The organism is Pantoea sp. At-9b (assembly GCF_000175935.2).
Classification (GTDB): domain Bacteria; phylum Pseudomonadota; class Gammaproteobacteria; order Enterobacterales; family Enterobacteriaceae; genus Pantoea.
This window is the reverse complement of record NC_014837.1, coordinates 3,126,537-3,140,626: the sequence shown is the minus strand read 5'-3', so window position 1 is coordinate 3,140,626 and position 14,090 is coordinate 3,126,537. Positions and strand designations below refer to the sequence as shown.

The following is a 14,090-nucleotide window of genomic DNA, read 5'->3' as shown; positions in this document are numbered from 1 at the left end:
CGCGGTAAACCGCGCCGCTACGAGAAAGGTGCGTAGCGGCGCAATTTATTGCGCTCTTTTGTTCTCTGTGACAAACAATTCAGATAGTTTTCCCCACCATATCGTTTTACTATTTCAGGCTCCCTCAAAATTTGCAGTGGAGTGATCATGCCGTTAAAGATCAACATCATTAAAGACAAGTTGCTGTCAGAAAACTGGTTTGTGCTGCGCAACTTTACCTACGAAATCACCCGCAACAATGGCGAAGTGCTGCGTCACCGACGTGAAGTCTACGACCGTGGTAACGGTGCCACTATTCTGTTGTATAACCGTGAAAAAAACAGCGTGGTGCTGACGCGTCAGTTTCGTATCGCGACTTACCTGAACGGCAATGAGAGCGGAGAGCTGATTGAAACCTGCGCTGGCTTGCTGGACGACGATACCCCGGAAGACTGCATCCGTAAGGAAGCCATCGAGGAGACCGGTTACCAGGTCGGGAAAGTGGAAAAACTCTGGGAAGCCTATATGTCACCCGGTGGCGTTACCGAAATTCTGCACTTTTTCGCCGCTGAATACAGCGAAGCGCAGCGCGCCAATAAAGGTGGCGGGGTGGAAGATGAAGAGATTACCGTGTTGGAACTGAGTTTTCCCGAAGCGCTGGCGATGGTGAAAAATGGCCGTATCCGCGATGGTAAAACCATTATGTTGCTGCAACATGCGCAACTGGCGGGATGGTTACGCGCCTGATGTCTGCCCATTAATTAATCCCTGAAGTGGTGCGATAATTGAAGCCACTTCAGGGAGGGTGTCACGGCTTAATGAGCGCCGTAACCGGAAGGGCCAGGCAAATTCTCATCATTGGCTTGTTCATCCGTTTTATTCAATTGTTCCAGAAATGCCCGTTGCAAGGTGTAAGATGAAATAGCATGTTCCGGTTTGGCGTCAAATATGGCGCTGTAACCAGCATTCATGACTGCGGGAAATATTGTTTGCACGGCAGGAATCAGCGATTTTGGTAAGTCATTTAATTTACTGTTAATAACAGCGTCACGCAATTCAGGGCTGTGCGGAATCATGCTCGATATATAGCCTGCATCCGTTAGCTGAACCTGAATTGCATTGAATTGGTGGTGTTGATCTTCGCGTAACAAGACTGTTTTCCCTTCAAGGACATCTTTCATTATATGGTCCGCCAACACTGACGAATAATTTCCTTGCTTCGCATCCCTGTCAGAAATATCAAGTTTTTGGTCAAATAAAACATGTCTTCCATCCGGGTAAAAGCAGGTGATTTGGTTATCACTGTTTATCGTCATGATATCTCTTTGAATGGTCTGTGAGAGATGCACCTGTATCTGTTCCATGGCAGAGTCAGAAAAATGTAAGTTTGGGTCGCGCCATTGCGTAAAAATACTGACCGATTCTCTCAAACCATCAACAATGGGGCCGGATGGCCTGGTTTCTCTGGATGTTGATGCTACCGCAGTGGGGGAAGCATCATGGGATAATGACGCAGGGAGAGTAGCCTCTGATGGTAACCAGGTCTGCTTTTCTTCATTGATTTTTGCCATTACCGGGGGTGAGAGTACCGGTGACGTTGCCGGCTGAAAGAAGATTTCTTTATACACGTACTGGGGTTCGTTTGGGCTGGGGTAATATTCAGGGTGGCCAAAGGTATAATTAGCACCTAGCGTGTTTACCACGACTTTTGTGCTGACTGTTTGTGTTTTTGTGATAGCGGCAGCTTGCTGCTGCTGGCAATCCTTATCATTCTCGATTTCCACCATGATTTTGTGGTCCACTTCCGTGCGTGTCCTTTCGGTATTTTCAAATTTAAAGCCAGGAACATATTTCTTAATGAGGTTGGTGATTTTATCCTGAACCAGCTCCCTTTTATCATTTCTGATATCGACATTCTTCACCCGCAGCATGGTAATAGCACCATCATATGTCTGGGAATGTTCGCTTTGGAAAAGCTGTCCGTTGGAAAAAATAATGACTGATTTATGCGTATCGGTCACGTTTGTTTTAAAGACGATATACACTGGCTGCCACCAGTAGGCAAATTCATCGGAAAACTCTTTGATCCGGGCAAGAAATGCATTTGACGCTATCTTCATATCATGGTTCCAGACATCTCGTGCATTTCTGTCGTCTACACGTCGTTGCTCTTTTTTGGAATCTTCCCGCTCACAATTAGCCCGGTATTTTGCCATATCGATCTCAGCTTGAGAAAAGTAGGCGCCTTGTTGCATCAATGCATGCCTCTCGCTTGCAGCCTGAGAAAAGGCGATATCTTTAATTCTTTTATTTTGGTAGGTGATTTCATCCTCACGGATTTCAGTCGCAACTAACAGTCCGGCTTTAAGACGAATAAACTGAAAGTATAATGAAGTGGAAAGCTGGTGCATATCGTTTAATTTTTTCAGGAAGTCAGCGTGGCTTGCGGCATTCATTTTTCCTAAGATAAAGGTTTCTTTAGCCTGCCTGGCCGTCTTGACCTTTTTTACATCTCTATGATCCCGCCTAATAAGAGCCGGAATGCCTTTCTCCAGATCAAGGTTGATGATTTCATTGTAAATTTCATTTTCCTTTTTGGCTTGTTGGTTATCGTATGTTTGCTTTAGGTTTAGATAGGCGTTATAGACATATCGGGTGTAATTTTCGCCAGTTGCTATCGCGGATGCTTTCATGCTTTCAAATAATTTATCTCTGTCCGCATCGAAGTTGTCACTGCCCAGCTTAAAGAGATCATACAATCCGTTTTTAAGCGTTTGATAGTGTTCTGGTGTCAAGCGCGTCTTCTTTTCACGGGTGTCTTTTATATTGGGTTTAATAATAAATTCGTTCAGCGAGGCTTCGATAGCCTCAGGGTCATCAATTATTCTGCAAATTGCTTGCAGGTTACGATCAACTTGTTTGCTGTCGGGGCTAAAGGGGGCCAGGTTTTTTTCTATTATCTGCTGCAATATATTGTCTATGTTGTCTAAATATTGTTTGGTAAGATTATCGAGTTGCTCAGCCGATTGCAGGCTTTGTGGGGTGTTGTGCAATTCTGACAGAAGCGGAGAAGAAAATAATTCCCGTAGGATAACGGACATGGCTTTACTACAATAGCTTTCATCTGTTTGCCCTTGACCTAATATTTCAGTCAGATATTGTGTGACGTTTTCCTGACTGCTGTGATGAAGAGGAAGCCCCATCTCCTCCATCAAATCATAGAAGTGGCGAATATCGCGTGTGCGGAAAGAGGCAAAATAATTTTGCAGGTGGGTTATTTTGTTCAACGACCTTTCATTACCTGCGGAGCATAATCTTTTCAGGTTCACGGCCTCAAGGATAGTCTCCGCTTTCTCTTTAAGCTGGTTTTTTAGCTGGCCATCATAAGGTTGTTCATATAAACGATCTGTTAGCTCGGCGAATTCCTTTTTTAACGCTTTCTGTTCTGTGGTGCTGAATTCGGTGAGGTCAGAAAATGTGACTTCTTCTAATAATTCATCGGCAAAGTAAAGCGTCTTATTCGTTTCAGAAACCGTCTCGTGGAGATGCTGAAAAATTACGACCAAATGATCAATAGCACTCATTTGCTTTGACGTGAGGAGGTTATCTACTTTTTTTTCATGATGCGCAAAATGATGTGATGGCGAATAGTTAATTTTATCCAGGTCTCTGAGGAATTTTTGTGGTGTCAGCTTAAACAAACGGGCAAGGTTTGTGCGAAAAACAATCGGCTTGATATCGGCATCAGCATAATCACCGTCACTCAGCAGAAAATTCACCATATTGGTGGCTATTTCCTGTCGCACCTCGGGCGTGATATTGTTATTTAACAGTTTAATAAGATGGCGGTCATGTTCAATGCTTTGTTGAAATCGGATTTTTAAGGTTTTCTTATTTATTTTTTCTGAAATTACCCGTTTGATATGATCGAAATGATCAAGTTTAACCAAAAGATTGGCTTCATAGTTATCGTAAAGGTTGAATGTTTGTGCGCTGGCATCAATACCTGTGACGTGTTGAGGGTCGGCAAACCCCAGTAAAATGTTCCTCTGTGCAATCCAGTCCATTTCAGGAACAGCTGAACACTGATGTAAAGCAGCCAGCATTAACGGTTTTATAATGACGTGACCCTGATGGTCGGTACGGCTAAAAGTGAGTTTGTCGATGACGTCGGGATGCAGGAATTTTTTTCTCATGACCCGATATAACTGTTCCAGATCATGGAGATTATCTGCCACCTGACGCGCGTGATACAGTGCATTGGCCACGCAAATTGCCTCAGATATCTGTAAGTCTTCAGTCATAAATTCAGGGGTGACTCTGGTCGCTTCCCTGGATAGACCGATTGCACTTATCACATTATCGCAGGTCTCTTTATTTGGCTTTAACTCATTAAATGTATGTTCGATGCGTGAACGAGAGATGTCATGTAAACTTTTAAATCCAGCATCTTTAGCGATTGAAATTTCAAGACTTAAGGTTTCGGATGCTTTTAGCTCACTTTTTAAGTCTTGTATGCTCAGTGATGAGCTAAATGCTTGTTTAATAGACCTGCAAAGTTTTATTAAATTTCCTGATTTTTTCGCTGCTTCCTGTTTCTGATGTTTTGCTGCTATTTCGGTTTTGAGATAAGTGTTTGTTTTTTTTCTTGTTTCCAAATCAATTAATAAGGTGTAATTGTTAAGTTTTTTTAGTAATTTTTTTCCGTGTTCTGTACATTTTAATACCTCGGTTAATCCTTCGTTTTTCTGTAGTGATGTTATCGCTGCGGTGACGCTATGTTCCATGAAGCACAGATGGCAAAGTTGGTGAAAAAAAACATTAGCATTTTCCTGTGCGTGAGTCTGTGGGCTGCATAGTGTCATTAATTCATCATATAACTCGCGATGTCGTGCCATGAAGCTATCATCAATTTTATCGAGCATATGTTTAACGTTAGCTTCAAAGTCATTCCATAAGTCAAATTTGGTTAAGAATTCTCTTATGGGATTCTCTTTTTCATCAATAATTCCGAGCCATAAATATTTAAGGCCATCTGTGTTATTTGGCTGTTTTTCACACATGTCCACATAGATATCTATGGCTGCTATCCTTTCTTTGAATATCTTGCTGGTTTTTGCTTCATGAATGGCGAGTATTGAGTTAAAGAATTGCCTGAGGTCATAGTTATTGATAGTTCCAAGTAGTTTTTTGACTGTGTTGATATTTATTTCGTATGTTTTACGTGCTTTATCACGTATATTTCTTTTCACTTCTGTATTTTGTCTTTCCAAATCCAGAATGGAATTGCGGTATTGGGATACCATCGGGTTGGACGAGTCTGCCATGGTTTTTACTACAGTCGTGATGCCCCCGACAAAGTCAGAGAGTTTGGTTATTCGTCCTATGATTCTTTCGCCGTTGAGCGCTCGGCTACCATCAACCGCGGGCTGGAGAGTAAAGCCTCCTGGGCTGGTTGACGAAATAACATTATCATAGGATGAAGAGGGGGCCACCCATGTTGGCCTTGATGTTGATGCTAATGATTGCACACTGCATTGACTGTAAGGCAAGGTGCTATTGGGATTAACAGTGGTTATTCTGTCCATTACCGCAGACGTTGTAGTCGATATTTCTGGTGAGGCAGTGATCGATGTATTAAATGGTTTGCAAACCGTATTGTTTGGCATAATTCATCCTCTTCCCTGATGATAACGCATTTAATTGCCATGCTTGCTTCGCCAGTCGCGTGAAGCCGGGCAATAACACTTTTCCAGTGATAAAAATACCTGACCCGCTACGGCGATAATGTGACGATTTGTCAAATCCGCACAATCTCTCTGGTAATTATTGGCCACATGCTGAACGGCCTGCTTAATTGTGCGACAAATCCGATTGAGCGTTCCGCGTTCGACAAGGATGATGACCCCTCGCATCATCCGCACAGATCGCTCCTAAGCGACGCCTTTTTCGGCAGTTAGTACCGCTTTTAGGGCCAGCTCACAGATTAGGCCCGGTGTCAGCGTTGCCATTGCGCTATCATCTTCTCTCTAAGAATTTGGGGACCGGTTTTCTTAATGTCGTATTGGATGAAATCGCTGCTTTTATTGCTTTTTCTGTTTGCTGCGGGAGTGCAGGCGGATCCACTGCAAAAGTCATTTTCTGACTGGCAGCTGACCTGCAACAATGCGGCTTTTTGCGTAGCACGCAGTTTTCCGGGCGACAATGGCCTGGTAATGACCCTCTCCCGGCATGCGGGGAGTGATGACCGGCCGCTGCTGCGGATTGATTATGGCAGCGCTTACAGTGGTGAGCTTCCCGGCGCGCCTTTGCAGGATAATCTGTTGCTCGATCAGCGCCTGCTGAAACCCGATCTCAAACACTGGAGTGTGGAACCTCATCATCTTGCGACCAGTAATCCCATCGCCATTGATGAGTTTCTGGCCCAAACGCTGGATGCGGATACCCTCCAGCTCACGTATCAGGCTAAAGCGGCAGTTTCACTGCACGGTATGAAAGCGGCGTTGTTGCTGATGGATGAGGTGCAGGGCAGGGTGAATGGCCTGAGTGCCTGGATAAAGCGTGGCGACCGTGTGGTGTGGGATGTCCCGCCGCCACCCGCGTTACCCCGTTTACCTGCACCATTGCCACAGCCCGCGCCGCTCACCCACGAAGAAACCAGTGGTTTAATTGATTACGGCACCTGGCGTATTAATACTGACAGCTGCTCCCTTGACCCGATGCGGCGCGAGGTCAGCGTCGCGCCCTTGACCGATAACAAAGCGTTGCTGCTGGTAAGCTGTGAAACCGGGGCGTACAACGTGATTGATCTGGCTTTTGAGGTCACGCGCAGCCAGCCTTATGTCGCGCGTGGTCTGACACTGACACTGCCCTTTACGCCGCCGTCGCGCACGGATAATCAACTGGATGTGGTAAACGCCGAATATGATGCCAACAGCGGCTTCCTGTACACCTTTAGTAAGGGACGCGGGCTGGGAGATTGCGGTATTGCCACGCGTTGGCAGTTTGATGGCAACGAATTTGTGCTGGCGGAGTATGCGGAAGAGAAAACCTGCGACGCCTGGCACAGTAGCGACGACTGGCCAACCTTGTGGGTTAGCCAGCCGGAAACCGCGCCATCCTCGCCTTAACGGATCGCCTGCACCATCATCGGTGAGCCGTTCTGGTTGCCCACCAGTTCGGCCAGCAGATCGTTAACCCCATCGCTCATCGGCGTAAAGCGTGTCAGCGGCGAGCGTGTCACCACCACAAACACCCCGACATTTTGCTGGGGCACCATTGCCATATAGGTAATGAAACCGCCCGCACCGCCGGTTTTCTGAATAATGCCCGGACGGCCATTTTTTGGCCCCATATACACCCAACCCATGCCCAGTGCATCGGCGCGTCCGGGAACATCCATCCCTTCCACTTTATTCAACTGGTCACGGCGATAAATCAACGTTTGCATCCGATCGATCTGCGGCGTGCGTTTGTTGACGGCGGAGTTGAGGAACTGTTGCATCCAGCGCCCCATATCATCCGGCGTTGAATAGACACCACCGCTGCCAATGGCTGCGAGGGTGTTATTACATGGACTGGCACCTTTTTCAGCAATCATCAGACGCTTACATTGATCCGGCGACGGCGTATAGGTGGTGTCCTTCATCCCCAACGGACGGGTGATAAGCTGCTGGAACAGCGCCGGATAGGGCTGACCGCCTGCTTTCGCCAGCGCGTCGCCCAACAGGTCATAACCGAGGTTGGAATACGCCGCATTGGCACCCGGAGCTGCTTTCAGCGCAGCACGCGAAAGCCATTGCCAGCGGTCACTGCGGGTCGGCCAGACAAATACCGGACGATGCGGTTTACCACCTGGCTGCTCACGTGGCAGGCCGCTGGTATGGGTAGACAGGTTAATCAGCCGAATCGGTTGGCCGTTGAAGTTCGGCACACGCACGCCAGACGGCGCATATTTGCTTAAGGGATCGTCGAGGCGAATCTGACCACGCTCAGCCATTTTTACCATCACTTCGCTGGTCATCAGTTTGCTGAGTGAAGCGATACGAATCAGCGAATCCTGTTGTGGCCGGGTGTTGTTGCCCGGGCTGGTTTCACCAAAGCTGGCGAACACGCGCTGGTTGCCATCAATCGCCACCAATGCCATGCCCACGGCACCGCTGCCGTAAAAGATATGTTCTGCGTAACGATCAACGATCTGCGAAGCAAGCAGGGGGTCCGGTGACACCTGCGCCATGCTTTTTAACGGAAGCAGCGAAACCAGTAAGCTCAGTAAAAAAGGTGTACGTTTTTTCAACGGGAAAGCGTCCGCCAGGCTAATTAAAGGAACGTCTTATAGTAATCAGTTTGCCAGGGGCTTAAAGAGGTCAAGTAAGATTTTTTTCTGTTTCAGGCTGTGACCGAAAGTGGCCCCGTCGCCAGAATGACGCGGGGCCATATCGATTAGTGAGGCTTGAGTAACGCTGCAGTATGGCTAACGATGTTCTCCACCGTAAAGCCAAATTCCGGGAACAACTTACTGGCCGGGGCCGACTCACCAAAGGTGGTCATCCCAACGATAGCACCGTCAAGGCCGACATATTTGAACCAGTAATCGGCGATTCCGGCTTCTACCGCCACCCGTGCTTTGACTGCGGCGGGCAGCACCGACTCACGATAAGCCGCATCCTGCTTATCAAATACATCGGTCGAAGGCAGCGACACCACGCGGATCTGATGACCATCAGCAGTCAGTTTATCTGCCGCGCCGAGAGCGATTTCTATCTCCGAACCGGTCGCAATGATGATGGCTTCCGGCGTACCGCTGCAATCCTGCAACACATAACCGCCTCGGGCGATGTCGGCGACCTGCGCTTTACTGCGTTCCGGTTGTAACAGGTTTTGGCGCGACAGGATCAGCGCCGTCGGGCCGTGGTGACGTTCCACTGCCGCCTTCCAGGCGATCGCGGTTTCCACCTGATCGCAGGGACGCCACACGCTCATATTGGGCGTCAGTCGCAGGCTGGCCAGCTGCTCCACCGGCTGATGCGTTGGACCATCTTCCCCCAGCCCAATCGAGTCATGGGTATAAACCAGCACCTGACGCGCTTTCATCAACGCGGCCATACGTGCCGCGTTGCGGGCGTATTCGACAAACATCAGGAAGGTGGCGGTATAAGGCAAAAAGCCGCCGTGATGGGCGATACCGTTGCCGATCGCCGTCATACCAAACTCACGCACGCCGTAGTGAATATAGTTACCGGCGATGTCCTCTTTGATCGACTTAGAACCTGACCAAATCGTGAGATTACTGGGCGCGAGGTCGGCAGAACCACCGAGAAATTCCGGCAGCAGCTTGCCAAACACTTCAAGGGTATTTTGCGACGCTTTACGGCTGGCAATTTTTTGCGGATTCGCCTGGAGCTGTTCGACAAATGCCTGGACCTCGCTCTCCCAGTTGGTCGGCATTTCACCGTTCATACGGCGGGTAAATTCTTGCGCCAGCTCAGGATGCGCCGCTCGATAGTCGGCAAATTTGCTGTCCCAGGCTTTTTCCCGCGCGGCACCGGCTTCTTTCGCATCCCATTGTTGATAGATGTCTTTTGGGATCTCAAAGGGCGGATAATTCCAGCCCAGTTGCTTACGCGCCAGTGCTACTTCGGCTTCGCCCAGCGCGGCACCGTGTGATTCCTCTTTACCGGCTTTATTCGGTGAACCAAAGCCGATGATGGTGCGACAGATGATCAACGACGGTTTATCGGTGACGCTCTGTGCCTCCTTGATGGCACTGGCGACGGCGGCCGGATCGTGACCATCGATATCGCCAATCACATGCCAGTTGTAGGCTTCAAAGCGTTTGTGGGTATCGTCGGTAAACCAGCCTTCGGTTTCCCCGTCGATAGAGATGCCGTTGTGGTCGTAAAAACCGATCAGCTTACCAAGCCCGAGCGTCCCCGCCAGTGAGCAGGCTTCGTGCGAAATCCCCTCCATCAGGCAGCCGTCGCCCATAAACACATAAGTGTAATGGTCGACGATGTCATGCCCCGGCTGGTTAAACTGTGCCGCCAGCGTGCGCTCGGAAATGGCCATCCCTACGGCATTCGCCAGCCCCTGGCCCAGTGGCCCGGTGGTGGTTTCCACGCCGGGGGTATATCCCAGCTCCGGGTGTCCCGGCGTTTTCGAATGCAACTGACGGAAGTTTTTCAATTCTTCCATTGGCAGGTCATAACCGGTGAGATGCAGCAGGCTATACAGCAGCATCGAGGCATGGCCGTTGGAGAGAATAAAGCGGTCACGATCGGGCCAGTGGGGGTTGGTCGGGTTGTGTTTGAGGAAATCGCGCCACAGCACTTCGGCAATATCCGCCATGCCCATCGGGGCACCTGGGTGGCCGGAATTCGCTTTTTGTACCGCGTCCATGCTCAGGGCACGAATCGCGTTAGCCAACTCTCTGCGTGAAGACATAGGGTTCTCCCTTGTGATTTGGCAAAAAAGACGGGCAAGACGCCCGTCTGGCATGAGGTGATGAACGGTTAGAGGCGAGCGGCCAGCACGTCCTCCAGTTTTTGCTGGTCAATGGCGAACTGGCGAATGCCATCGGACAATTTTTCTACCGCCATTGGGTCCTGATTATGCTCCCAGCGGAACTCCGCTTCGGACAGCGGTGCCGGCTGATGGAAGCCTTCGGTTGACGGCTCCAGTTTACGTTCTACCGGCGCATCGCTGTTGGCCAACTCCTCCAGCAGATTGGGCGAGATCGTCAGTCGGTCACAACCCGCCAGTGCCAGGATCTGTTCCACTTTACGGAAGCTGGCACCCATGATGACGGTGTTGTAGCGATGCTTTTTGTAGTAATCGTAGATGCGACGCACGGATTTCACGCCCGGGTCTTCATCTGCCACATACGGGTCGAGGGGTTTACGGCTGTTGTACCAGTCGTAAATACGGCCAACGAAGGGTGAAATCAGGAACACGCCCGCTTCGGCGCAGGCCCGCGCCTGAGCGAAGGAGAACAGCAGCGTCAGGTTACAGTTGATGCCGTTTTTCTCCAGCTCCTCGGCAGCACGGATGCCTTCCCAGGTTGACGCCAGTTTGATCAGAATGCGGGAACGATCGATGCCGTACTCTTCATATAAACGCACCAGTTTTTCGGCTTTGGTGACACACATGCCCCGATCGAAAGAGAGTCGCGCATCCACTTCGGTCGAGACACGGCCTGGTACGCTTTTCAGAATTTCCATACCGAGGTTGATCGCCACTTTGTCGCTGGCGTTGATGATTTGGGTTTCTTTGCTGCCACCCTGTTTTTTCGCGTAGTCGATGGCGTCATCAATCAGGTGTTTGTAGGCGTCGAGTCCGGCGGCTTTGAGGATTAATGAAGGGTTGGTGGTGGCGTCTTCCGGGTGGTAGTTGCGAATGGATTCAATATCGCCACTGTCCGCCACCACGGTGGTGAACTGTTTTAATGCATCTAGCTGGTTCATCGCTTAACTCCTTGATTAGCAATCATTATGGCAAATAAAAAACCTCAGGCAGCTTTGGCCTTATTACGCCATTTCCAGGTGAGTACCGGTCCAACACATTGCTACAGACGTCAGGTTAAGAAAATGCGTTTTCTCTGATTGTGACGCTGGGGTGCCCACTGCGCGCGGTTGTGATAGGGGGCCAGCCTGAGATATCAGCTGCGCGTTTTACCACCACTAAGCATAGCAGTCTGTGACCGGGGCGTTGATCCGGCTGTGGCAATCTGTGCCCTTGTAAGCCGCGTATTCTTTGAGCGCCTTCACCGTCTTTTGAGCGGTTGATTTCTATACTGAACGCTCTTTCTCCGCGCAACAGGATGCCCAATGGACGATCAACTGAAGCAAAGCGCTCTCGATTTTCACCAGTATCCCACCCCCGGAAAAATTCAGGTGTCACCCACCAAACCGCTGGCGACTCAGCGTGATTTGGCGCTGGCCTATTCACCGGGCGTGGCGGCCCCCTGCCTTGAGATTGCCGTGGACCCACTGGCGGCGCATAAATACACCGCGCGCGGTAACCTGGTCGCCGTGATCTCGAACGGTACGGCGGTACTGGGCCTCGGCAATATCGGCGCACTGGCGGGTAAACCGGTGATGGAAGGCAAGGGCGTGCTGTTTAAGAAGTTTGCCGGTATCGACGTGTTTGATATCGAAATCGACGAGCACGACCCGGATAAATTGATTGAGGTGATCGCCGCACTGGAACCGACCTTTGGCGGTATCAACCTTGAAGATATTAAAGCGCCGGAGTGCTTCTATATTGAGCAGAAGCTGCGTGAACGCATGAAAATCCCGGTGTTCCATGATGATCAGCACGGTACTGCCATCATCTGTACCGCCGCGGTGCTGAATGGGTTGCAGATTGTGAAAAAAGCCATCTCCGATGTACGGCTGGTGGTGTCGGGGGCGGGCGCTTCAGCAATCGCCTGTCTCAACCTGCTGGTGGCATTGGGTATGCAGCGCCACAACATTGTGGCGTGTGATTCGAAGGGGGTGATTTGGCGGGGCCGGGATGCTGAGATGGCTGAAACCAAAGCGCTGTATGCCGTTGAGGATACGGGTAAACGCACGCTGGAAGAGGTGATAGCCGGGGCGGATATTTTCCTCGGTTGCTCCGGGCCGCAGGTGCTGACGCCAGAGATGGTCAGGCAGATGGCAAAAGATCCGTTGATTTTGGCGCTGGCTAACCCGGAACCGGAAATCATGCCGCCGTTAGCCAAAGCGGTGCGGCCCGATGCCATCATCTGTACCGGACGTTCGGATTTCCCCAATCAGGTCAATAACGTGCTGTGTTTCCCGTTTATCTTCCGTGGTGCGCTGGATGTCGGGGCGACGGCCATCAACGAACAGATGAAACTGGCGGCGGTGCACGCCATTGCGGCACTGGCGCAGGCAGAGCAGAGCGATGTGGTGGCTTCGGCCTATGACGATCAGGATCTGAGTTTTGGACCGGATTATCTGATCCCCAAACCCTTTGACCCGCGCCTGATTGTGCAGATTGCGCCAGCGGTGGCTCAAGCCGCAATGGAATCTGGCGTCGCCACGCGACCGATTGAGGACTTCGACGCCTACCGCGAAAAGCTCACCGAATTTGTTTATAAAACCAATCTGTTTATGAAACCGATTTTCTCGCAGGCGCGCAAAGAGCCGAAGCGGGTGGTGCTGGCAGAAGGGGAGGAGGCGCGGGTGCTGCATGCGACTCAGGAACTGGTCACGCTCGGGCTGGCGAAACCGATTCTGATTGGTCGTCCCAACGTGATCGCCATGCGTCTGCAAAAGCAGGGACTGAAAATCGAAGCCGGTAAAGATTTCGAGGTGGTCAATAACGAATCGGACCCACGCTTCAAAGCCTACTGGAGCGAATATTACCAGATGATGAAACGCCGTGGCGTCACACCGGAGATGGCGCAGCGCGCGGTGATCGGTAATCCCACCCTGATCGGGGCGATCATGGTTCATCGTGGTGAAGCCGATGCGATGATTTGCGGCACCGTTGGCGATTATCACGAACATTACGAGGTGATTGAGAAGGTGTTTGGTTTCCGTCCTGATGTGCGTGTCGCCGGGGCGATGAATGCCCTGCTGCTGCCGAGTGGCAACACCTTTATCACCGATACCTATGTTAATGAAGATCCGACACCAGAGCAGTTAGCGGATATCACGTTAATGGCTGCCGAGACGGTACGACGCTTTGGTATCGAGCCACGCGTGGCGCTGCTGTCGCACTCCAGTTTTGGTACCTCGAATGCACCGGGCGCGCGTAAGATGCGCGAAGCGTTGGCGCTGATTCAGCAGCGTGCACCGGATCTGGAGATTGACGGTGAAATGCACGGTGATGCGGCACTGGTGGAAAACATTCGGCGGGAATTGATGCCGGACAGCCCGTTAAAAGGCACCGCCAATTTGTTGATCATGCCAAATGTTGAAGCGGCGCGTATCAGCTATAACCTGCTGCGCGTCTCCTGTTCGGAAGGGGTGACGGTCGGGCCGGTGTTGATGGGCATCAGCAAACCAGTGCATGTGTTAACCCGCATCGCCTCAGTGCGACGGATCGTCAATATGGTGGCGCTGGCGGTGGTCGAGGCGCAGACCGAACCGTTGTAAGATCGT

Annotated in this window: 7 protein-coding genes; 3 read left to right on the top strand and 4 right to left on the bottom strand. The window is 50.5% G+C overall.

Features of this window, described 5'->3' with window-relative positions; translation table 11 throughout:
* Positions 1-147 precede the first annotated feature (147 nt).
* A complete protein-coding gene (nudK, locus tag PAT9B_RS14430) occupies positions 148-726 on the top strand; it encodes a GDP-mannose pyrophosphatase NudK (RefSeq protein ID WP_013510013.1) in 579 nt (192 codons plus the stop codon).
* 68 nt (positions 727-794) lie between these two features.
* Here the strand turns inward: nudK and PAT9B_RS14425 are convergent, their stop codons facing one another.
* Positions 795-5,648 carry a hypothetical protein gene (locus tag PAT9B_RS14425; RefSeq protein WP_013510012.1) on the bottom strand — a complete coding sequence of 1,618 codons (4,854 nt, stop codon included), beginning with the start codon at positions 5,646-5,648 and terminating at the stop codon, positions 795-797.
* Positions 5,649-6,035: 387 nt separating this feature from the next.
* Between PAT9B_RS14425 and PAT9B_RS14420 the strand changes: the two genes are divergently transcribed.
* Positions 6,036-7,109, top strand: a complete 1,074-nt coding sequence (locus tag PAT9B_RS14420; RefSeq protein ID WP_013510011.1) for a DUF1176 domain-containing protein — start codon at positions 6,036-6,038, stop codon at positions 7,107-7,109.
* Here the strand turns inward: PAT9B_RS14420 and ampH are convergent.
* The 3 genes from ampH to tal form a co-directional block, all read right to left on the bottom strand.
* Positions 7,106-8,275, bottom strand: coding sequence for a D-alanyl-D-alanine-carboxypeptidase/endopeptidase AmpH (ampH, locus tag PAT9B_RS14415; RefSeq protein WP_013510010.1), 1,170 nt, complete (start codon positions 8,273-8,275; stop codon positions 7,106-7,108). The genes PAT9B_RS14420 and ampH overlap by 4 nt on opposite strands.
* A 146-nt stretch (positions 8,276-8,421) precedes the next feature.
* Positions 8,422-10,422, bottom strand: a complete 2,001-nt coding sequence (tkt, locus tag PAT9B_RS14410; protein ID WP_013510009.1) for a transketolase — start codon at positions 10,420-10,422, stop codon at positions 8,422-8,424.
* 68 nt (positions 10,423-10,490) lie between these two features.
* Positions 10,491-11,441 carry a transaldolase gene (gene tal, locus PAT9B_RS14405; RefSeq protein WP_013510008.1) on the bottom strand — a complete coding sequence of 317 codons (951 nt, stop codon included), beginning with the start codon at positions 11,439-11,441 and terminating at the stop codon, positions 10,491-10,493.
* A gap of 363 nt (positions 11,442-11,804) precedes the next feature.
* Here tal and maeB point away from each other — a divergent pair, with 363 nt between their 5' ends.
* A complete protein-coding gene (gene maeB / locus PAT9B_RS14400) occupies positions 11,805-14,084 on the top strand; it encodes an NADP-dependent oxaloacetate-decarboxylating malate dehydrogenase (protein WP_013510007.1) in 2,280 nt (759 codons plus the stop codon).
* The last annotated feature ends 6 nt before the right edge of the window (positions 14,085-14,090 follow it).